Here is a 20416-nt window from a genome sequence, read left to right as displayed (position 1 = left end):
AAATATATTTTGAAACCCCTAATCAAAATATGGTCTGAAATACCCAGTGGAACTCCCAAAAAGATGAGGCATATATGCTTCATCTTTTTTTGATATAATAATACTAAAAGTAAGGAGATGGGGATTTTGTATTTTGAATATTTAAAAACTCCGATGGGTACATTAAAAATCGCAAGTAGTGAAGAATATATTTTAGAAATTACTCATGTAAAAGAAGAGGAAAAGAGTTCTGAGTATATTCCTCAAATTTTAAAAGATGCTATAACACAATTAAATGAATATTTTGAAGGAAAAAGGAAAGAGTTTGATTTGAAAATAGATTTAAAAGGAACTGAGTTTCAAAAGAATGTATGGAAGGAACTTACTAATATAAAGTATGGTGAAACTAAAAGTTATAAGGATGTGGCTATTAAAATTGGGAATGAAAAAGCAGTAAGAGCAGTAGGAATGACAAATTCAAAAAATCCTATAAGTATAGTAGTACCATGTCATAGGGTTATAGGTTCAAATAAAAAGTTGACAGGATATGCAGGTGGACTTGATAGGAAAAAGTGGTTATTAGATCATGAGAAAGAGCATAAATAAAACATTTTTAGTAAAGTTATTTAATTATTACACAAGTGTAGGTCAAAAATTGATTTATTTTCCTTTTGTACCTATAAGGTAGAGGATTGGAGGAAATGAGACAGTAAAAATAGATAATAAGAATAATAACTGTCACACATAGAAATCTAGAATAGATGATAATAGATAATGAATGTAGAGAAGATTTATACTATAGATTAAATGTAATACCTATAATATTACCTCATCTACGACTATGTATTATAATCAATATTATAAACCTCACAAGTCTCATAAACCTCATGTTTTATTATGATTTCTCAAATTGTTCTACATTGTTTGCAAGTTTTATTATTAGGAGACGCACGTTTTCAACACTGTAAGTATCATTATTTAACCAATATTCAGGAGAATCTATAACATTACACTCAGCAAGATAGATAATTCCATCTTCAAATGTAGATTTATTAGTATAATTAACAATTAATTCTTCAAAATATATTATTTCATATGAAGCATTGTCTATCCAGTAATAAGGAGAGTTTATTACATCGTATTCATAAAGGGTATAAACAGAATCTGCAAATTCAAAATACTCTATATTATCGGCAAGCTTTATAATAAAAAGTTGAATATTTTCAATACTATAAGTATCATTATCTAGCCAGTAATTAGGAGAATTTATAATATTACATTGAGCTAGATAAATAATAGCTTTATCAAAATCATTTTTACCAGTATAGTTAAGTACCAATTCTTCAAAATACTGTATTTCATAGAAATCGCTTTGTATCCAGTAAGATGGAGTATTTATAAAGCCATAATCAGCAAGTTTGTTAACTGCATGCATATACTCTGTTTTGTTCTCATATGGATGATTTATATATTCGCAAAAAGCTTTTATAACTTGTTCAGCATATATTTTCCAATCTTTAAGTAATTTTTCTCTATCATCTTGATTATCTATAAAGCAGTATTCAACTATATTAGTTATACAAGAACCTGTATTTCTGTGCATGAAATAATAATCCTGTCCTGGGTATTGAGTACTTTCTTTTGAATAAACTCTTCTAGGATACAGACCGGTCTCTACTAAGTTAGTGAATATTTTATAAGCTAATTTTCCATCATTGTGTATAGAATGAATAACCTCACATCCTTTTCCACCACCTGCATTTATATGATTGCTTATGCAATAAACTGATTTAGAATTTACAACTAATTGAGTTCTATTGTCGGGAGTAAGGTATATATCAGAGTATCTAGTTATAACAGCATTTATTCCAAGTTCTTCAAATCTTTTAAGTTGATATAAGCTTATATCAAGAACAATGTCTTTTTCACAAATATCTTGATAAGAACAACCAGGGTCAACATCTCCATGACCGGGGTCTATAATTATTAACGGATCACTCATTGTAATCACCTCTTTATATAAGTTTATTTAATATATATATATGTTCTGATATAAAAATATAGTTTATTTAAATGTGTCAAAAAAATAACGAAAACGATAAAAAACTAAAAAACCTACAAAAAATCGTAAAGTTGTTACTAAAAACTAATCATGATTATAAACATAAGAAACTGTGTGTTTTGAAATAATAGAGATGTGTTTTTAGGGAGCAAAAATACATAATCTTTTTGTTGAGAAAAAATATAAAAAAAACATCAAATTAAAAAAATAACAATGCTAGAAAAACGAAAAAAAAGGTGTTAATATATGAATGTAACAAAACAAAATTAAAAAAGAGGTGTCAAATATGCAAAAAAGAGAGCTACTTTATAATGAAGGTAGAAACAATTTTAGCTCAAGGATTAAAGGCTCAATAACAATGGTACAATCATCATGTTCTGAGCTTAGTGCATTTGAAAGTGTAGTGGTTTTAGCGTGTTATTCTGTGGTATTTAGTTTAATTAATATGATTTATTTGGCTAGTAGTTCTTTAAATAATGTCATTCACAATATATATATGAACTTGATTGGTAACTTTGAAATTTCAGGAGTTACAGGTTTAGCTAGTTGGGGAAATATATTTGTGATTGGAGCAAAGACTGTTTTTATTGAGAGTTTAATGTTAATGAGTTTCATAGCCTTTGCAAATATATTAACGAATAAGACTATAAATTTTAAGAAGTTAATAGTTTTGGTTAATATATCATATGTAATACCTATTATGTGTACGATTTTGGCAATTGTGGTATCAGCTATATCTATTGAAGCTAGTTTAGGCATTTTGTTAGTTGCAAAAATTACTCAGTATGTATTGCTTTATAGTTATGGGAAAGAATTGACTGGATTGTCTTTTGGTAAAAGTATGTATGTTTATCCACTAGTAATATTATCAAGTGAATTGATTTGTATACTTTATTTTAAAGAAAGTATATATACTTTCTTTAATTCATTGTTATAGAATTTAAAGATGCGTATGATTTCATACGCATCTTTTTCTATAGAAATTTATATAATTTTTAATCTTTGTATAGCAAAATAATCTATATTTGTTTCATTCAAGATATTCTTTATATTATTAATATTTTTAAGACCTCCAACCATTTCAATAAATATGTGTGAGCACCATGAATTTCAACACCTTCAAATCTAGATTCCTTTGATCGTTTACCAGCCTTAGCAAATGCATCTACTATATAGTCTATTTCATCCTTTATCATAGCTTTACCTAACGTATTTGTAACTCTTTCACCAACATTATATGTAGTTTTCATTCTACCATATGCAATCTGCATTAATATCTTTGAATCGTATTGATGAACTAAAGTTGTGAAAAATATTGTATAATTTAAAAGGGTTTCTAGCTTAATATTAAAAGAATTTAAATGATCTTTTAGGGGGTAACAGCTTATCTATAGAGTTTTCAGATATATATTTTTAGAATGTATTAAATTAATTCAGGCTTGTCAAGTTCATTATCTAAGTGTTAGACTTTATATGAAACTATTTTAAATAGAAACATTATCGTAAGGAGGTTTTAATATGATACCAACAGCTCATATTGAAGTAAAAGAACAAGGAATTATTGCAAAAACAGTATTAATGCCAGGAGATCCATTACGTGCAAAATTTATTGCTGATACATTTTTAGAAAATGTTGAAAAATTTAATAATGTACGTAATGTATTTGGATATACAGGAACATATAAAGGACGTAAAATTTCTGTAATGGCTAGTGGTATGGGAATGCCTAGTATTGGTATTTATTCATATGAATTATTTAAGTTTTATGGAGTAGAAAACATTATCCGTATTGGTTCATGTGGAGCTTATACTGCGGATTTAAATTTATATGATGTAATATTAGCTAATGAAGTTTGGAGTGAATCTACATATGCTAAAGTTCAATCTGGATATGACAAAGATGTAATTGCTGCATCTTCTGAGTTAAACAGTAAGTTGGAAAAAATTTCAGAGGATTTAGGAATTAAAATACATAAAGAGAGAATACATTCATCTGATGTGTTCTATCGTCAGAACTTCGAGCAGTATAAGGATATTTGTAAAAATCATGGATGTACTGTAGTGGAAATGGAAGCATTTGCTCTATTTCATAATGCAAACGTATTAGGAAAAAATGCAGCTTGCTTATTAACAGTTTCAGATAATTTAGTAACTCAAGAATTGACTACATCTGAAGAAAGACAAGAATCATTTACAAATATGATGAAAATTGCTTTAGAAATGGCTGAATAATAAAATTATAAGGTAACTATGACTTGGAAAATTATTTGATAAGTCACAGTTACCTTTTTTATGTTGGTATTAGGTGCATAAAATTTTGAAATATATAGTTACGCTATATAACTTTAGATTATAATAGTGTATGGGGCTATTATTAATGTATAAGAAAAGAGGATTAGACAAAATGTTTAAAAAGCTTGAGAATGAGAGTAAAGTTCAATTGGTTTATTATCTAATTATTGCATTTACGGCGCTTGGTTTAGGTCTTAGTAATGATGTGATTTCTAATTATTTTAAAGATGCTTACAACATTACAGCATATCAACGGGGGCTTATAGAATTCCCAAGGGAATTACCAGGAGTTCTCGTTATATTTATTGTTGCTTCATTATCATTATTTTCAGATATACGTATTGCTATGGTAGCACAATTATTAAGTATAATAGGTATAGTAACATTAGGCTTTTTTACTCCGCCTTTTACAATTATGCTGATTTTTATATTTATTAATTCATTAGGAATGCATATGTTTATGCCTATAAAAGATAGTATAGGTATGTCATTAATTAAGGATGAAGATAATGTTGGTAAGAAAGTAGGTCAATATAAAGGATTAGCAACGATATTTACTGTGTTAGCAAGTATATTGGTTTTTATTGGATTTAGAGTTGGATTTTTTAGCTTTACAAGTAATATTAAGTGGATTTTTATTATATCAGCATGTATTTTGGGAGTTGTATTTATTCTGTTTTTTGCTTTAGAAAAGCTAATTGGACAACCAATAAAAAGCAATAAAAAGATAAATTTCGTTTTTAGAAAAGAATATAAGTATTATTATATTTTAGTGGTTATGTGGGGAGTACAAAAGCAGATAATGATTGTTTATGGACCTTGGGTACTGATTGATCTATTAAATAAAAGAGCTGATACTTTAGCAGTTTTAAGTATTATTGGTTCATTTGTCGGTGTGTTTTTTATCCCGGCTGTTGGTAGGTGGATTGATAAGTTTGGAATCAAGAAGTTACTTTATGCTGATGCCTTATCTTTTATTTTTGTCTATTTGGTTTATGGATTATTAAGTGCTGGATTTTCAACAGGTAAATTAGCTACTGTTGGTATTCCTTTATTTTTAGCTTATATGGTGCTTATATTTGATAGAATGTCTACTCAAATGGGTATGATAAGGACAATTTATTTGCGTTCTATAGCTGTGAAACCTTCTGATATTACACCTACATTATCTTTAGGGCTTAGTCTAGACCATATAGTTTCAATTATATGTGCTTACTTAGGTGGAATTATATGGAGTTTATGGGGACCACAATATATATTTTTTTTGGCAGCATCACTTTCTTTGGTGAATTTGTATGTAGCTGGTAAGGTAAAAGATGATAAAATGGTTAAGTTGAGAAATGGTATTTAAGTTGAAAATAAGAATATTAAAAAAGGGAGAAAGATATTATGAATTTAAATATAGTTTATGAAGATAGTTATATTATAGTAGCAGAAAAGCCACCTAAGGTTCCTTCTCAAAAGGATAAAACAAATGATATGGACATGCTTTCTATGATGAAAGAGCATTTGAAGATTGCTTATCCTAAGGCGAGAAATCCTTATATAGGATTAGTTCATAGATTAGATAGACCGGTTGGAGGATTAATGATATTTGCAAAAACAAAAGAAGCGAATGCAAGTCTATCAGAGCAAATGAAGAATAAAACATTTAAAAAAGAATATTATGCTGTAGTTTGTGGAAAGCCTGATGGTAAAACAGGAATACTTAGAGATTATCTTTTAAAAACAGGTAGAATTAATATGTCAAAGGTGGTTTCTAAAGAAAATAAGAATGCTAAGGAAGCAATTTTAGAATATGAAGTTATAGATAGTGTTAATACAGAGGAAGATGGAATTTTAAGTCTTGTAAAAATAAATCTTAAAACAGGAAGACATCATCAAATACGTGTCCAATTCTCAAATGCAGATATGCCTTTATGGGGAGATAATAAATATAATAAAAGATTTGTTAAGATGAAAGGATATACTCAAATAGCTTTATGGGCTAAAAGCATAGAATTTATTCATCCAAAGGATAAAAAGGTATGTAAATTTGAATTAAAACCTTATAATCAATATCCTTTTAACTTGTTGTCTCAAAAATAGATGATAAGTATAAAGAAAATATGAAAAAAATAATTATATAGCTAAAAATTAATAGTTTTTAAGCTAAGGAATAATGCTTATTAAAATATTAATATTGATATTTTAATAAGCATTATTTTTTTGATTAAAATATTAACTTACTGACGCCATAAATCTTGTTCATTTTGAATTAAACCTTTTTTTGCTCCTTCATGTATTTTAGATGATATAACGTCTAATTTAGCTCTTATTTTTTTACGAGCTTTGTCTGTATATAAGTCACTATCAATTACATAATAATGACCTTCTAATACTCCACCATGCCACTCGACTTGTATACCATCATTATTTTTCGCATCTTTTTCATTTATATACACTTGCTCTAGATGTAAAGCTCCAACAACTAAATCGTCTAACTCACTTCTTATAGCTCCTAAAAACTCTTGTTTAGTATCCATTTGATAACCTCCAAGTTGATTTTCTTAATATTATTATGCGACTATTTATAGAATTTATTCGTACTATATATATAAGGAAATTATATGATTTTAAATTTTGTGATAACATTGATTAAAGATTTAAGCTTTCAATTAATTTTAAGCAATGCAGCTCGTATTACTCGTTGGCTACATGAGCTATGCGTTAGAATAAAGCGAATTTTTTATGTAAGTATACATCCTTATGGTATATAATATTAACAAGCAAATAACTATACAAATTTGAGCTGTTATTATAATTATTTGACATTTGTAAACAAGAAAGGAAATTAAATGGAAGAAAAATATTATGAAAATTTATTAAATATAAAGACAACAGGACATCGAAAATGGGATAAAAGTTCGCTTCATTATCATCCATACGAGGCTACTTTATATTCTGCACTTGAAATATTATTTAAACAATATCAGGTAGAAAGTGATGATAATATTGTTGATTTTGGATGTGGTAAGGGAAGACTTGTTTTTTACATAAACTATTTTTATAATTCAAATGTTATAGGTGTAGAAATGGATAAAGAACTTTATTTAGAAGCTATTGAAAATAAATATAGCTATCTGAAAAAATATAAAAAGAATATAGATAAGATTAATTTTTTATGTTGTTTTGCTCAGGAGTATAATATAAAACCTGCAGATAATAAATTTTATTTTTTTAACCCTTTTTCTATACAGATATTTAGAAAAATTATAGATAATATTTTACTATCAGTAGAAGAATATGAAAGAAGAGTAGAATTGATTTTATATTATCCATCGGAGGATTACATATATTATTTAGAAAACAATACACCTTTTATATTAATAGATGAGATTATAGTGGAGAATTTATATAAGAGCGATAATAGTGAGAGATTTTTAATATATGGATTTTAATATATTGACTATGACATAAAAGGAGAATAGCGATGAAAAAGACACTTATTGAAATTACATTAATATTATTAGTACTAGCATTAATCTTTGTAAATATAAAAAACGATGGTAATATGGAGAAAGTTGAAGAAAACAAAGAAAAGGTTTTAACTAAAAAAGAGTTAGAAGAAAATAAAGTAAATGATATTATTAACAGTTTATCTTTAGAAGAAAAATTAGGACAGATGATAATAGTAGGTTTTAATGGATATGAAGTTGATTCGGATTTTAGTGATTTATTAGAAAATTATAAAGTAGGAGGAGTTATTTTATTTAAACGTAATATAAAAAATTCAGAACAACTCTTAAATTTAAATAATAATATAAAAAGTATAAATTCAAAGAATAAATTGCCTCTGTTTATATCAGTTGATGAAGAAGGTGGAAGAATTACAAGATTGCCTGAAGGAAGCACAAAATTTCCATCTAATAAAGTAATAGGAAAAGAAAATGATAAAGGTTTGTCTTATAAAATAGGCAAGCAAATAGGAACTGAGCTTAATGATTTTAAATTCAATATGGATTTTGCACCAGTACTTGATATATATAGTAATCCTAAAAATACAGTTATACAAGATAGGTCATTTGGAACGGATTCTGAAATAGTTAAGACATTGGGAATTGCTACTATGAAAGGGCTTCAAGATTCAAATGTTATTTCTGTTGTAAAGCATTTTCCTGGCCATGGCGATACAAAGGTAGATTCTCATATAGGACTTCCAGTTGTAAATCACGATAAACAAAGGCTTGATAAATTTGAACTAATTCCTTTTAAAGAAGCAATTGACAAAGGAGCAGATGCAGTAATGACAGCTCATATAGTTTTACCTAATGTTGATGAAAGTAAAAAACCAGCTACTTTGTCTAAAACAATATTGACTGATATTTTGAGGAATGAATTGAATTTTAATGGAGTAATAATTACAGATGATATGGAAATGGGTGCTATTGCAAAAAATTATGGTACTAAAGATGCATCAGTAGAAGCTGTTAAAGCAGGGGCTGATATTATTTTGATGTGTCATACTAAAGAAAAGCAAATAGAGGCATTAGAAGCTTTAAATGAAGCTGTAAATAGTGGGAAAATCAGTATAGAAAGAATTGATGAAAGTGTAAAAAGAATTATTAAATTAAAACATAAATATAATTTAGAGGATATTTAAGTGGATATCACCTATCTTTTATTAAAGAAGGACTATCTCATATATTTTATTATGAGATAGTCCTTTTATTTTTCTATTTTAAAAATTTCATTTGATCTTTACGATGCTCTTGTTTTTCAATGGCTCTTTCAACATCTTGTTCATTCATATTTTCTTGATTATGATCTAGATATCCTTGAGAGTAATGGTAATTTTTTTCTAGATTTTCAAGTTCATTATCGCTCTCATGTTGTCCATATGCTATTATATTTTTTAAATTTTCTATTTTGTGCTCTCTTTCGCATTGAACTTCTTTAGAATGTTCAATTTGTTCAGGAGAAGAAATATCAGAATGCTGCTCAAGATGACGTTCTGTTCTTGTATGTTTTTCAACTAAATCTATAAGGTCGTCTATCCTACGGGCATTTTCTAAACCTAAATTTTCACTTTTATTTGTATTTACATTATGATCTTTTTCTCTTTGCTTCATTATAAAAAACCTCCTTAAATTGAATGTAATATTATTTTTACATGTTTAAGAATTATAATACCTTATAAACATTTCCAACTAAAAAATTACATATAGAAAACATATTTTTTTACAATATAAATTGTATAACTTATACTAATTAAATATATTAGTACAATATGTACTAATAAAAGGAAGGTGATGAAATGAAAGAAATTATAAAATTTTTAATTAGAGTATAATGTTGATTAAATCACTAAAGTTACAACTATTTTGAGCAATGGAGTCAGTTAGGACTCGTTGGCGATATGAACTATGAGTTAGAATAAAGCAAATTTTTTTTTGTATGGGAAATTATATGATTTTTAAATTGTGGATAAACGAAGAATATGTTTTGTATTGATAAATATATTCTAAGATGATATAGTGTAAACACAGGTGTATATACACCTGTGTTTACTACATAAAAAATTTATACAGAGGTGAAAATAATGAATTCTATAGTTAACAAAATAAAAGAATTGAAAATAAAGAAAAATGCTATTATTTTGGCGCACTATTATCAGAACTCTGAAATTCAAGATATAGCAGATTATGTTGGTGATTCTTATTATTTAAGTAAGGTAGGTTTTGAGAGTGATGCTGATGTAATAGTTTTTTGTGGGGTTAAATTTATGGCAGAAAGTGCTAAAATATTATCTCCTAATAAGACAGTACTACTTCCTAATGAAGAAGCACTATGTGGGATGGCAGTTATGGCTAGTCCTAATAAAATTGAAAAAATGAAGAAAGAATACCCAAACGCTAAGATATTGTGCTATGTAAATTCAAGCACAGAAGTTAAGGCTATTTCTGATGTGTGTTGTACTTCATCAAGTGCTATGAATATATGTAGAAATATTCAAAGTGATGAAATAATATTTGTTCCAGATAAAAATTTAGGATCATATATTCAAGAAAAAGTACCAGAAAAAAGAATAGTACTCTGGGATGGATTCTGTTGTATACATAATAATATAAGACAGGAAGATGTTATAAAAGTGAAAGAAGAGCATGGACAAGATATAGAAGTTTTAGTTCATCCAGAATGTACGAAAGAAGTTAGAAAACTAGGAGATTTTATAGGAAGCACAGGACAAATAATAGAGTATGCGTCTAATAGTAATAAACAAGAATTTATAGTTGTTACTGATGTGGGTATATTACATAAACTTAGAAAAATAAGTCCTAATAAGAAATTTCACTCATTAGATATGGTCTGTAAGAATATGAAAATCACAACTATAACAGATGTGTATAATTGCCTTAAAGACTTATCAAATGAAATTCATATTGATGAAGAGGTAAGAATTAAGGCTGAAAATGCTTTAAGAAAAATGCATGAATTAGGATAATTAAGTTTCGCTTTATAATTAATTCTTGGGGGCGTATAAAATGAAAGTTTATGCAGATGTACTTATAGTTGGTACTGGTATTGCAGGTTTATATAGTGCACTGAACTTAAAAAATAATCTTAAAGTGATAATGATTACGAAGGAAAAGGTAGATGATTGTAACTCATATTTAGCTCAGGGGGGTATAGCTACAGCAAGAGATAAATATGATATTGAGAATTATATACAGGATACTTTAAAAGCAGGTCAATATAAAAATAATGAAGAAGTAGTTAGAATTTTGGCAGAAGAATCTATTGATAATATTAATAACCTTATTAAATTAGGCGTTAAGTTTGACACTGTAGATGGAGAACTTCAATATACTAGAGAAGCTGCTCATTGCAAGAATAGAATAGTTCATTGTAAAGATAGAACAGGTGGAGAAGTATTTAATGTATTATTAAAAAGAGTTAAAGAGAAAAGTAATATACAAATAATAGAACAGAGCTGTTTAATTGATATTATTGAGAAAAATAATACATGTTTTGGCGGAATAGCTGTAAAGAATAATGAAGTAATAAATATTTATTCCAAGATAACCATATTAGCTTGTGGTGGTATTGGAGGATTATTTAAAAATTCAACTAATGTTAAAACACTTACTGGTGACGGTATTTCTATAGCTTGTAAACATAAAATCAATCTTAAGGATATAAATTATATACAATTTCATCCAACTTCTTTATATGAAAAAGGAGAAAATAGAAGGTTCCTTATTTCAGAAGCAGTTAGAGGAGAAGGCGCATATCTATTAAACAAAAGAGGTATACGATTTGTTGATGAATTATTACCAAGAGATGTAGTTTCAAAAGCTATTCTTAATGAAGAATCAAAATCAAATTCAGAATGTGTTTTTTTAGATATAACTCATAAAAATAGTCAGTATATAGTTGATAGATTCCCAAGTATATATGAAGCTTGTATAAATAAGGGAATAGATATGACAAAGGATAGAATACCAGTTACTCCTGCACAACATTATTTTATGGGTGGGATTACTGTAGATACATATTCAAGAACATCAATGAACAGACTATTTGCTTGTGGGGAAGTTAGTTGTACAGGTGTTCATGGAGCAAATAGATTGGCAAGTAATTCACTTCAGGAAGCATTAGTATTTTCTAGAAGAGCATCTATAATTATAAATGATTATATAGATGAAATAGAACTTAATAAGTTAGAATTTGATGAAAGCTATAATTGTGTAAATGCAGCAAATATAAGACAAGAAAACGTGAAAATAGCATTGAATGAGCTTATTAAAGTGAGAGGAGATCTAAAAAATGAATTGGTTAATTGTTGATGAGAGTATAAAGAATGCATTAATAGAAGATAGTGTTTATGGAGATATTTCAACAAATTCAATATTAAGTGAACCTAGTTTATGTTCAGTAGAACTCATAGCAAAGGAAAATGGAGTTATTGCAGGGTTAGATGTTTTTAAAAGAGTATTTGATTTACTAGGAAATGTTCATGTTGAATTTAATGTTAAAGACGGTGAAAAAATTGAGAATAAGCAGATTATAGGGATTATAAAAGGAAGTACAATAAATGTGCTTACAGGGGAAAGAGTAGCTCTAAATTTTTTACAGAGAATGAGTGGTATAGCAACAATAACAAATAAAATGGTAGAAAAAATGGATGGAACCAAAGCAAAACTTTTAGATACAAGAAAGACAACTCCAAATCTAAGGATTTTTGAAAAATATTCAGTTAAAGTTGGAGGAGGATGCAATCATAGATTTAGCTTATCAGATGGTGTTATGCTAAAGGATAACCATATACAAGCATGTGGAGGGATAAAAAATGCTGTAAAGCTTGCAAAAGAAAATACATCATTTGTTAGAAAGATTGAAGTTGAAGTTGAAAGTATAGAAGAAGTTAAAGAAGCTTTAGAAGCAGAGGCAGACATAATAATGTTAGATAATATGAATATAGAAAATATGAAAGAGGCTGTTAGAATAATTGATGGGAAAGCTATAACGGAGGCTTCAGGTAATGTTTCAATAGATAAAATTAGGAGTATAGCAAAAACTGGAGTAGACTATATATCATGTGGTGCTCTTACACATTCAGCTAATGTATTGGATATAAGTATGAAGAATTTGATAATCAAAAATTAAGATTTTAATCTTTATATTTCACCATAAATTTACTATGTATATTCCTTCTGTCTTGGGTAAATTAAATATTATAGACAGAAGGGAGGTTTTTTTGTGATTAAAAAGGTTAAAAATCAAAAAAAAGACAAAAATATACATCAAAATCATAAAAATAATATATTTAAATATACGTTAGATATTGATACTACTTTGATGGATATACAAACGGTTACAAACGAAGGCAAAAATAAATCTTATTAAAATTAAAAGGACTGAAAAGTCCTTTTTTTAATATATATAAAATAATTTTTATAATAAATCTACAAAATTTAAATAAAAAGAGTATTGTAAATTAAAAAAACTGTGATATAATGTTTTCTATACAAATACAAATGTCTTTTACAGAAAGACAAAATGAGATTGGGATTTAAGAAAGGGGTATTGAGATGATAAAAATAGGGCTCTTAGGATTTGGTACAGTGGGAACAGGAGTATACGAAATTATAAATAATACTGAAAACAATTTGAGAAGACTTTTAAATAAAGAAATTGAGGTTAGCAAAATATTAGTTAGAGATATAAATAAAAAAAGGAATGTAGATGTACCTAGGGAAATATTCACACAAAATCCTTTAGAAATATTAGAAAACCCTGAAATTGATATTGTTATCGAGGTTATGGGTGGAATCGACAAGGCTTATGAGTATATGTGTCTTGCTTTTAAAAACAATAAGCATGTTGTAACTGCAAATAAGGCTGTTGTTTCAAAGTATATAGATAAACTGTTAGATCTTTCTAATAAGTATAATAGAGGATTTTTATTTGAGGCAAGTGTTGGAGGTGGAATACCTATTATAAAACCTTTAAAACAAAGTGCTAGAATTAATAATATAAGCAATGTTAGAGGAATACTAAATGGAACAACAAATTTCATTTTGACAAAGATGTGTGATGAAAACTTAAGCTTTGATGAGGCTTTGGATATAGCTAAAGAATTAGGTTATGCAGAGGCAGATCCTACTGATGACATAGAAGGATATGATGTTAAAAGAAAGCTTGCGATACTATCATCTATAGCCTTTAATAACAAAACAGATGTAGACAGCATTATGTGTAGAGGTATAAGTTCTATAAATAAAGTTGATATAAAGATGTTTAAGAAGTTAGGACTTGTATCAAAGTTAGTTGGAAGTGCTATTTCAAGTGATAATAACTACTCTGCAAGTGTTGAGCCTATACTTTTAAATGAAAATTCTACTTTTACAACTGTGAAAAATGCATTTAATATAGTATCTATTACAGGAAATGTTATTGGGGAACTACAATTTTACGGTCAAGGTGCAGGTAAGAGTCCTACTGCAAATGCAGTGGTTTCAGATATATTCGATATTGTAACTGGTCAATATAAGAGAGATAATTTTGTTCAAAATGGAAAGTTAATATCTGCTGGTATAGATTTGTTTGAAGGAAGATACTATATAAGAGTTAGTCCTGGTAACAAGAGCGATATAGCAAAAATTTTAAAATTGATGGATTCAAATAAATTGAAATATGAAATACTCAGTATGAATGAAGATTTAATTGTTATTACTGATATTGTAAGTGCTGATAAAATAGAGCAGTTTGTAGGTAAATTAAATATTCTTGAGAGAGAATACTGCTACATGAGAATTGAAGGAGATATAATGAATTTGAAATACGAGGCTAAATAATGACATAAAAGGGGGAGGAGAGTATGGATAATATAATTGTTCAAAAGTATGGAGGAAGTTCGGTAGGTTCAATAGATAGGATAAAGAATGTAGCTAAACAAATTGTAAAAGCAAAATATAAAAATAATAAAATAGTTGTTGTAGTATCAGCTATGGGCAACACTACTAATGAATTGATTGAAAAAGCTATGAAGATAAATGAAAATCCATCAAGTAGGGAAATGGATATGCTTTTATCAACTGGGGAGCAAATGTCTATATCTCTTCTTGCCATGGCTATACAAGAACTAAATGAAGAAGTCATATCATTAAACGGATATCAATGTAAAATAATAACTGATGATAAGCACAAAAAAGCTAGAATCAAGGATATCGATACTATAAGGATAAAGAACGAACTAGAAAAAGAAAAAATAGTCATAGTAGCTGGATTTCAGGGAGTATCACAAAAAAATGATATAACTACACTTGGTAGAGGTGGATCAGATACAACAGCAGTTGCACTAGCAGCTATATTAAATGCAACTAGATGTGAGATTTATACTGATGTAGATGGAGTATATACATCAGATCCTAGAATTGTAAAAGGTGCAAATCTTCTTGATAGAATTTCATACGATGAGATGTTGGAACTTGCAAGTCTTGGAGCTAAAGTTCTTCATCCTAGATGTGTAGAGCTTGCTAGAAAATACAATGTAGAACTTGTAGTGAAATCTAGCTTTAATAAATGTAATGGGACAGAGGTTGTGGAGGTGAATAAGGTGGAGAATGTATTGGTAAGAGGGGTTTCTTTAGATGAAAATATAGCTAAAATTTCAATACTTGAAGTTCCAGATGAACCAGGTATTTCATATAAATTATTTGATACTTTATCAAAGAACAATATACAGGTTGATATGATAATACAAAATATAAACAGGGAGAATATAAATGACATATCGTTTACTGTAAAGGTTGAGGATTTAAAAGAAGTTAAACGAATATCAAATGAACTAAAAAACAAAATTAATGCAAAAGATATAATCATAGATGAGTCAGTTTCAAAAATATCAGTAGTAGGTATTGGAATAGCAGGAAGTTCTAACGTTGCATCTGTTTTCTTTAGAAGTCTTTATGAACTAGGAGTTAATATACAGATGATAAGTACATCAGAAATAAAGATATCTTGTATAATAGATAAGAAAAAAGGAAGAGAAGCTTTACAGTATGTAAATCAAGAGTTTAGATTGTGTAGCGATAATTATGTATTTGAACAAGAGATTGTTTAAAAGTAAGTGCCATGGACTATAAAGTTAGACATGGCACTTACTTTTTTATATAGTTAACAAATTATAGATTAACGATAGTATAAATGGAAAAACTAATTGTACTTATCTAAATATCTATTTTGTGTTATATTAGTACTTACGGATAAAATAAACATGAAAAGAGTGATTATATAATGACATTAAATTTTAAAGATTATAACTTGAGCCATGAAATATTAGAGGCTATAGATAGATTAAACTATACATCACCTACTGAAGTTCAACAAAAGGTGATTCCAATAGCACTTAAAGGAAGAGATGTTGTTGTTAAATCTCAAACAGGAAGTGGAAAAACAGCATCATTTGCAATACCTATATGTGACAAGGTTGACTGGGATGAGAATAAGCCACAGGCTTTAGTTGTTACTCCAACAAGAGAGCTTGCAATTCAAGTAAGAGAAGAGTTTTTTAATATAGGTAGATTCAAAAGACTTAAGGTATCTGAAGTATATGGACAGTTCTCATTTAGAAGACAGGAAAAAGAACTTAAGCAAAAGACACATATAGTAGTAGGAACTCCAGGAAGATTGATAGATCATATGGAAAGAGGAACTATAGATTTATCTATGATCAAGTATTTAGTAATAGATGAAGCGGATGAAATGTTAAATATGGGATTCATAGAGCAGATTGAAGCTATAATAGAAAAACTTCCTAAACATAGGATAACTATGCTACTTTCTGCAACTATTCCTAAAGATATACAAAATCTGTGTAGATCATATATGAAAGATTACGAGCAAATAGAAATTGAAACTCAAAATCTAACTGTTGATAAAATAGATCAGGAAAGATACTCTGTAGATGAAGATGATAAATTTGAATTTTTAAAGGATATCTTAGTAGTTGAGAATCCAGATAGATGCATGATATTTTGTAATACTAAAAGAATGGTTGATGAGCTTTGTGATAATCTATATCCTTGGATAAAATCTTGTAACAAAATTCATGGTGGGATGGAACAGCAAGATAGAAGCTTAGTTATGAATGACTTTAGAAAAGGTAAATTCAGACACTTAATAGCTACAGATGTTGCAGCGAGAGGTATTGATATAGATGGTATAACTCATGTTATAAATTATGATACACCTGAGGATAAGGAAGATTATGTTCATAGAATAGGAAGAACTGCTCGTGCAAGTAAATCAGGTAAGTCTATTACTTTTGTAACAGAAAATGATATGAAATTTATAGATGTTATACAAAAGTATATAAATAAGGAAATAGAACCTAAAGAACATCCAGATAAGATTACTGTTGATGAATGTATAGCTGATTTTAATGAAAAAAATAGTACAAAATTAGATATGGGTCCACTAAAGAGTGAAAAAGTAAGTGAAGGAATTATGAAGCTTCATATAAATGCAGGTAAAAAAACTAAGATGCGCCCAGTTGATGTAGTTGGAACTCTTTGTAATGTAGAGGGAATGACTGCTGCTGATATAGGGATTATAAATATAATAGATGTTTCTACTTTTGTAGAGATATTAAATGGAAAAGGTGAAATGGTTTATAATGCTCTTCAGGGGAGACCTATTAAGGGAAGGGTTAGAAGAGTTAGTAAGTGTGATGAATAAGACTAATTGAATATAGGTGGTTAAATGGCAAAAGATGCTCATTAAAATACCGCTGATTAAGTCAATATTTTAATAAAACTAAGGATTATGAAATATTAACAAAAAATCAGCTACCTAGATTTCGTACAAACGAAATCTGGGTTATTTTTTTAGGGTCTGTGGGTTATTAAAAACTCTATTATAAATTAAAACTTCATCCCCTATTTTTACCATAGAATAAAAGACAAAAAAATAATACCATATTCTTATAAAAGAATTACCATTCGACAAGTACTCTAAAATAAGAAAGGTGGTATTATTTATGAAAAGCTCGGAACTGAAAAACTATCAGCAAATTTATTTAACATGGATAGTTTCCCTGACCAATCTCAAATTAATATTCTTTTAAGGCGAATGAATGCTACAAATATATCTCAATTTGAAGATATTCATAGTAAACTTTTCAAAGAAAAAAAATCAATCTGGATATCAGTTATCAGCTGCTTTGGCAGGAAAAAATGCTGAAACAGTTGCAATGTATCTCGATTCTGGAAATGTCCATTGCTCACATAGATTCAAAGACCTTCTAAATTCTTCTTTGGAAAAATATAGACATATCAGATTATGCTCAAGCAGATAAAACTGCTAGGGTATATGAGATTCCAAACACTGTTAGGAATAGGATTATAATAGTTTAAATACTAACAAAACAAGGAAGATTTAAATACTCTCACCTTATCACATTAGAAACCTTAGAACTACTAAGTTTTATTAAAAACATTTACAACATTAGCGGTATTTTAATGTCATTTGTTTTGGGATTAAGAGCTATAATTTTTCCAAATTAGAGATTTGATCAATTGGTATTTTATAGTGAATAAATAATTACATTTGTACGAAATTTAGGCAGCTAACATTTTAATGAACATCTTTTTTTGTTGTGAGCTAAGCGCTTAAGTAGCTTTCAAAAGAATAAAAAGTATTAACAGGTTAAATTTAATTGTAAATTGTATCTATTGTTTTTTTATTATTAATATAAAGAAAATTCAGAAAATATCCGATATATTAGTTAAGACTATCGAAAGGGGAATCCATTATGAAAAAAATAAGCGACAAAATAATATTATTGACAATTTTTGTATCTATACTTACAACATTGTTTATAGGTGGAAGTAATATCTATTCAATGAAAAAAGCAAATGATAATATGATAAAACTAATGGAAATATCAGTTAGAGAAGATTATAATGCAATGATTAAACAACAAGTTGATAGTGTTATAACTATGTTAGATAGTATATATAGTAAATATGAAACAGGAGAACTTACATTAGAAGAAGCCAAAAAACAAGGTGCTGATATAGTTAGAGACGTCAGATATGGAGAAGAAGGATACTTTTGGATAGATACATATGATGGTGAAAATGTTGTTTTGCTTGGAAAAGATGTAGAAGGAACTAATAGGATTAATCTACAAGATACAACTGGAAAGTATATAATACAAGAAATTATATCTAATGGATTAAAAGAAGGTGGAGGATATACAGATTATCTATTTCCTAAAAAAGGAGAAGAAAAAGCATCTCCAAAACGTGCTTATAGTAGAGCATTTAAACAGTTCGAATGGGTAATTGGAACAGGTAATTATACAGATGATATAGACGAGTTTATTGTGCATAAAAAAGATTTGCTAGAAAAGCAGGTTAATAATAGTATTAAAGTAACTATAATACTATCGGTAGTAGTGTTGTTAATATGTATTATTTTGTCTTTATATTTTGCTAAGAAGATAGCTAATCCCATTTTAGTAATAACAGATCTTGTCAACAAAACTGCTAATTTAGATTTAGCTTATGATAAAAGCTTTGAAAAAATATTTACATACAAGGATGAGACAGGTATTATATCTAAAGCAGTAGTTAATTTGAGAAAAGAACTTAGGGTAATTGTAGGTATGTTAAAAGAAAATTCAAGTGAGGTTTTGGACCGCTCATATGGAATATCAAATTCTACAAATGAAATAGTAGACGGAATAGAAAGTGTGAATATGTCTATGGAAGAATTAGCCTCTGGATCACGAGATCAGGCTGAGGAAGCTCAAATGAGTGTGACAAATCTTCAAAAGCTTGCAAATGAAATTAATGATTCGGTAGATATTTCTAAAAAAGTTAAAGAAGATACTGATAAGTCAAAGCAGGCAAATATCGAAGGAATAAAGAATATGAAAGCATTAGTAGATAAGTTTAAAGAAACAACAAAGGCAAATGAAGAAGTAGCTCAGAATGTAGAAATTCTTGCAGATAAATCCAATTCTATTGGACAGATAGTAAATACTATTGAAGATATAGCAGAACAAACAAATCTTCTAGCTTTAAATGCAGCTATAGAATCTGCAAGAGCAGGGGAGGCTGGAAGAGGATTTGCAGTTGTAGCAGACCAAATAAAAAAATTAGCAGAACAAACAGGATTATCTACAAAGAAAATAAGTGATATGATAGAAGAAATCCAAAGTCAAGTAGGTGAAGTTAAGATAAATATTGGGAAAGGTCAGGATATAAATAAAGAAGCGATTCTATCTATGCAAGAATCTGAAAGATCATTTAAAAGTATAGATGAAACTATCGAAAATATGACGAAGAATATAGATAGATTGGTGGAAAATATACATCTTGTGAATAAAGATAAGGATGAGGTTATAGTTTCAATCGAAGGTATATCAGCTATAACGGAACAATCAAGTGCATCTACTGAAATGGTTTTATGTTCTATGGAAGAACAAAGTAGTATAATGCAGAATATATCAAGTAGTGCTAATGATTTAAAAACTGTAGCTAATAGATTAGATGAAGTAGTTAAAAAATTTAGCTTATAGATAAGATT

General features: G+C 28.1%; 19 protein-coding genes. 15 read left to right on the top strand and 4 right to left on the bottom strand.

What is annotated here, in order from left to right; all coding sequences use genetic code 11:
- The first annotated feature begins 126 nt into the window (after window positions 1-126).
- On the top strand, window positions 127-585 hold the full coding sequence (locus tag WJW32_RS03050) for a methylated-DNA--[protein]-cysteine S-methyltransferase (protein ID WP_445330198.1): 459 nt from the start codon (window positions 127-129) through the stop codon (window positions 583-585).
- A gap of 289 nt (window positions 586-874) precedes the next feature.
- Here WJW32_RS03050 and WJW32_RS03045 read toward each other — a convergent pair whose 3' ends face one another.
- Entirely contained in the window at window positions 875-1981 is a 1107-nt protein-coding gene (locus WJW32_RS03045) for an N-acetylmuramoyl-L-alanine amidase family protein (protein ID WP_340254796.1), read from the bottom strand.
- A 346-nt stretch (window positions 1982-2327) separates the two neighbouring features.
- Here WJW32_RS03045 and WJW32_RS03040 point away from each other — a divergent pair, with 346 nt between their 5' ends.
- On the top strand, window positions 2328-2978 hold the full coding sequence (locus WJW32_RS03040; protein WP_340254793.1) for a hypothetical protein: 651 nt from the start codon (window positions 2328-2330) through the stop codon (window positions 2976-2978).
- A 109-nt stretch (window positions 2979-3087) separates the two neighbouring features.
- On the opposite strand, the gene WJW32_RS03035 is transcribed toward WJW32_RS03040, so the two are convergent.
- Window positions 3088-3357: an oxidoreductase gene (locus tag WJW32_RS03035; RefSeq protein WP_340254960.1), complete on the bottom strand. Its 270-nt coding sequence runs from the start codon at window positions 3355-3357 to the stop codon at window positions 3088-3090.
- Between the two features lie 202 nt (window positions 3358-3559).
- Between WJW32_RS03035 and deoD the strand changes: the two genes are divergently transcribed.
- From deoD to WJW32_RS03020, 3 genes are all read left to right on the top strand, one after another.
- Window positions 3560-4273 carry a purine-nucleoside phosphorylase gene (gene deoD / locus WJW32_RS03030; protein ID WP_340254790.1) on the top strand — a complete coding sequence of 238 codons (714 nt, stop codon included), beginning with the start codon at window positions 3560-3562 and terminating at the stop codon, window positions 4271-4273.
- A gap of 145 nt (window positions 4274-4418) precedes the next feature.
- The gene (locus tag WJW32_RS03025; RefSeq protein ID WP_340254787.1) at window positions 4419-5684 is read left to right on the top strand and encodes an MFS transporter; all 1266 of its coding nucleotides are present in this window, start codon (window positions 4419-4421) and stop codon (window positions 5682-5684) included.
- A 38-nt stretch (window positions 5685-5722) separates the two neighbouring features.
- Entirely contained in the window at window positions 5723-6421 is a 699-nt protein-coding gene (locus tag WJW32_RS03020; protein ID WP_340254784.1) for an RluA family pseudouridine synthase, read from the top strand.
- A 137-nt stretch (window positions 6422-6558) separates the two neighbouring features.
- Here the strand turns inward: WJW32_RS03020 and WJW32_RS03015 are convergent, their stop codons facing one another.
- On the bottom strand, window positions 6559-6858 hold the full coding sequence (locus tag WJW32_RS03015) for a hypothetical protein (RefSeq protein ID WP_340254781.1): 300 nt from the start codon (window positions 6856-6858) through the stop codon (window positions 6559-6561).
- A gap of 312 nt (window positions 6859-7170) precedes the next feature.
- On the opposite strand from WJW32_RS03015, the gene WJW32_RS03010 reads away from it, so the two are divergent.
- Window positions 7171-7773: a methyltransferase gene (locus WJW32_RS03010; RefSeq protein WP_340254778.1), complete on the top strand. Its 603-nt coding sequence runs from the start codon at window positions 7171-7173 to the stop codon at window positions 7771-7773.
- Window positions 7774-7805: 32 nt separating this feature from the next.
- On the top strand, window positions 7806-8975 hold the full coding sequence (gene nagZ, locus WJW32_RS03005; protein WP_340254775.1) for a beta-N-acetylhexosaminidase: 1170 nt from the start codon (window positions 7806-7808) through the stop codon (window positions 8973-8975).
- A 73-nt stretch (window positions 8976-9048) separates the two neighbouring features.
- Here the strand turns inward: nagZ and WJW32_RS03000 are convergent, their stop codons facing one another.
- Window positions 9049-9444, bottom strand: a complete 396-nt coding sequence (locus tag WJW32_RS03000; RefSeq protein WP_340254772.1) for a hypothetical protein — start codon at window positions 9442-9444, stop codon at window positions 9049-9051.
- A gap of 470 nt (window positions 9445-9914) precedes the next feature.
- Here WJW32_RS03000 and nadA point away from each other — a divergent pair, with 470 nt between their 5' ends.
- The 8 genes from nadA (at window position 9915) to WJW32_RS02960 (ending at window position 20408) form a co-directional block, all read left to right on the top strand.
- The gene (gene nadA / locus WJW32_RS02995) at window positions 9915-10817 is read left to right on the top strand and encodes a quinolinate synthase NadA (RefSeq protein WP_340254770.1); all 903 of its coding nucleotides are present in this window, start codon (window positions 9915-9917) and stop codon (window positions 10815-10817) included.
- A gap of 40 nt (window positions 10818-10857) precedes the next feature.
- A complete protein-coding gene (locus WJW32_RS02990; protein ID WP_340254767.1) occupies window positions 10858-12162 on the top strand; it encodes an L-aspartate oxidase in 1305 nt (434 codons plus the stop codon).
- Window positions 12143-12982: a carboxylating nicotinate-nucleotide diphosphorylase gene (gene nadC / locus WJW32_RS02985; RefSeq protein WP_340254764.1), complete on the top strand. Its 840-nt coding sequence runs from the start codon at window positions 12143-12145 to the stop codon at window positions 12980-12982. Before WJW32_RS02990 ends, nadC begins: the two co-directional genes overlap by 20 nt.
- A 93-nt stretch (window positions 12983-13075) precedes the next feature.
- On the top strand, window positions 13076-13222 hold the full coding sequence (locus tag WJW32_RS02980) for a hypothetical protein (RefSeq protein WP_340254762.1): 147 nt from the start codon (window positions 13076-13078) through the stop codon (window positions 13220-13222).
- 185 nt (window positions 13223-13407) lie between these two features.
- Entirely contained in the window at window positions 13408-14673 is a 1266-nt protein-coding gene (locus WJW32_RS02975; protein WP_340254760.1) for a homoserine dehydrogenase, read from the top strand.
- A 23-nt stretch (window positions 14674-14696) separates the two neighbouring features.
- Window positions 14697-15941: an aspartate kinase gene (locus WJW32_RS02970; RefSeq protein WP_340254758.1), complete on the top strand. Its 1245-nt coding sequence runs from the start codon at window positions 14697-14699 to the stop codon at window positions 15939-15941.
- A gap of 173 nt (window positions 15942-16114) precedes the next feature.
- Entirely contained in the window at window positions 16115-17557 is a 1443-nt protein-coding gene (locus WJW32_RS02965; RefSeq protein ID WP_340254755.1) for a DEAD/DEAH box helicase, read from the top strand.
- 1075 nt (window positions 17558-18632) lie between these two features.
- On the top strand, window positions 18633-20408 hold the full coding sequence (locus tag WJW32_RS02960; RefSeq protein WP_340254752.1) for a methyl-accepting chemotaxis protein: 1776 nt from the start codon (window positions 18633-18635) through the stop codon (window positions 20406-20408).
- Window positions 20409-20416 lie beyond the last annotated feature (8 nt).

The sequence above is a fragment of the Tepidibacter sp. Z1-5 genome (assembly GCF_037844525.1).
Lineage (GTDB): Bacteria > Bacillota > Clostridia > Peptostreptococcales > Peptostreptococcaceae > Tepidibacter_A.
This window is presented reverse-complemented; position numbering and strand designations above follow the sequence as displayed.

Coding starts and splice junctions, on each gene's coding strand:
- deoD (WP_340254790.1), top strand. CDS start 3,560: ATGATACCAACAGCTCATATTGAAGTAAAAGAACAAGGAATTATTGCA.
- WJW32_RS02965 (WP_340254755.1), top strand. CDS start 16,115: ATGACATTAAATTTTAAAGATTATAACTTGAGCCATGAAATATTAGAG.
- WJW32_RS03045 (WP_340254796.1), bottom strand. CDS start 1,981: ATGAGTGATCCGTTAATAATTATAGACCCCGGTCATGGAGATGTTGAC.
- WJW32_RS02975 (WP_340254760.1), top strand. CDS start 13,408: ATGATAAAAATAGGGCTCTTAGGATTTGGTACAGTGGGAACAGGAGTA.
- WJW32_RS02960 (WP_340254752.1), top strand. CDS start 18,633: ATGAAAAAAATAAGCGACAAAATAATATTATTGACAATTTTTGTATCT.
- WJW32_RS03015 (WP_340254781.1), bottom strand. CDS start 6,858: ATGGATACTAAACAAGAGTTTTTAGGAGCTATAAGAAGTGAGTTAGAC.
- nadA (WP_340254770.1), top strand. CDS start 9,915: ATGAATTCTATAGTTAACAAAATAAAAGAATTGAAAATAAAGAAAAAT.
- nadC (WP_340254764.1), top strand. CDS start 12,143: ATGAATTGGTTAATTGTTGATGAGAGTATAAAGAATGCATTAATAGAA.
- WJW32_RS02970 (WP_340254758.1), top strand. CDS start 14,697: ATGGATAATATAATTGTTCAAAAGTATGGAGGAAGTTCGGTAGGTTCA.
- nagZ (WP_340254775.1), top strand. CDS start 7,806: ATGAAAAAGACACTTATTGAAATTACATTAATATTATTAGTACTAGCA.
- WJW32_RS02990 (WP_340254767.1), top strand. CDS start 10,858: ATGAAAGTTTATGCAGATGTACTTATAGTTGGTACTGGTATTGCAGGT.
- WJW32_RS03010 (WP_340254778.1), top strand. CDS start 7,171: ATGGAAGAAAAATATTATGAAAATTTATTAAATATAAAGACAACAGGA.
- WJW32_RS03025 (WP_340254787.1), top strand. CDS start 4,419: ATGTATAAGAAAAGAGGATTAGACAAAATGTTTAAAAAGCTTGAGAAT.
- WJW32_RS03000 (WP_340254772.1), bottom strand. CDS start 9,444: ATGAAGCAAAGAGAAAAAGATCATAATGTAAATACAAATAAAAGTGAA.
- WJW32_RS03020 (WP_340254784.1), top strand. CDS start 5,723: ATGAATTTAAATATAGTTTATGAAGATAGTTATATTATAGTAGCAGAA.
- WJW32_RS03040 (WP_340254793.1), top strand. CDS start 2,328: ATGCAAAAAAGAGAGCTACTTTATAATGAAGGTAGAAACAATTTTAGC.